The organism is Dulcicalothrix desertica PCC 7102 (assembly GCF_003991905.1).
GTDB classification, from domain to species: Bacteria; Cyanobacteriota; Cyanobacteriia; order Cyanobacteriales; family Nostocaceae; genus Dulcicalothrix; species Dulcicalothrix desertica.
This window is the reverse complement of the sequence record NZ_RSCL01000101.1, coordinates 1-1,178: the sequence shown is the minus strand read 5'-3', so window position 1 is coordinate 1,178 and position 1,178 is coordinate 1. Positions and strand designations below refer to the sequence as shown.

Annotated in this window: 1 pseudogene; it reads left to right on the top strand. The window is 39.6% G+C overall.

Annotated elements, in window-relative coordinates:
- The first annotated feature begins 79 nt into the window (after positions 1-79).
- Positions 80-1,136: pseudogene (locus tag DSM106972_RS50950) on the top strand (IS630 family transposase).
- Positions 1,137-1,178: the final 42 nt, after the last annotated feature.

The window sequence follows — 1,178 nt, the reverse complement described above, 5'->3', positions numbered from 1 at the left end:
TAAGTAAGTCGGCGCCAATAAACCAAACTATGTAAAGATATATAAATACGGAAATGCATCTACATGAGGTAACACAGCTATGGGCGCCCGTTTGAGAGTATTCTTAACTCGTGAGCAAGACGAAACCCTTTTAAAACTTAGGGCTACAAATGTACCACAAAAAGTCAAAGACCGAGCAGAGGTAATTAGATTAAATGCACATGGGTGGTACGTAGAAAAAATAGCAGGACATTTTAAATGGACTGCTCAAACAGTGAGAGAAGTGTTACATAGGTGGAAAAAATCAGGCACAGAAGGGCTTTGGGAATTACCAGGTAGAGGTGGGAAGACAAAATGGCGCTAGAAGAAGATATGTTGTTTTTAGAACAATGTCTTAAGCAAGAACCACGTACATATAACAGCAACCAATTAGCATCGAAGTTAGAAAACGAACGTTCAATTAAAATGAGTCCCGACAGATTAAGACGGGTACTCAAAAAAAGGGGATCATATGGAAGCGAGGTAGAAAAAGCCACAAAGGTAAGCAAGACCCGGTAGTTCGAGCGAATAAACAATCAGACTTAGAAATGCTGGAATTGTCTGCTGCGATCGGAGAAATAGATTTGAAATACTTAGATGAATCAGGTTTATGTGCATGGAGTGAACCTGGTTATACGTATTATTTCAGAGGCGAACAAAAACGTTTAGAACAAACTGGGCGCCGTGGTCGGAGATTAGGCATCATTGGCTTTTTACAACCGTTAATTAGTTTTGTCTACGGTCTTGTTATTGGGGGTGTTGGTCGTAAATCATACATTGAAATGATGGAACAAGAAGCCGCAGAGGCAGAAAAATCTGGTCGTATGAGAGTCATTGTTCAAGATAATGGGCCAATACATCGATGTAAGGAAGTTCAGCAATTGTGGTCAAAGTGGGAAAAACAAGGCTTATACATTTTCTTTCTACCTAAATATTGTTCAGAAATGAACCCGATTGAATTGGAATGGCAACACCTAAAAAAGGATGAATTAGCAGGAAAAATGTTTGACGACGAACTAGAACTTGCTTACGCCGTGATTGATGGCATTGAAGCCAGGGGAAACAGAGGGAACTACAGTACACAGCGTGTAAAATTTAACTCTAACGTCTCTTATTAACTTTTCGTTACATAGTTAGGAATTTTGGCGCCGACTTACTTA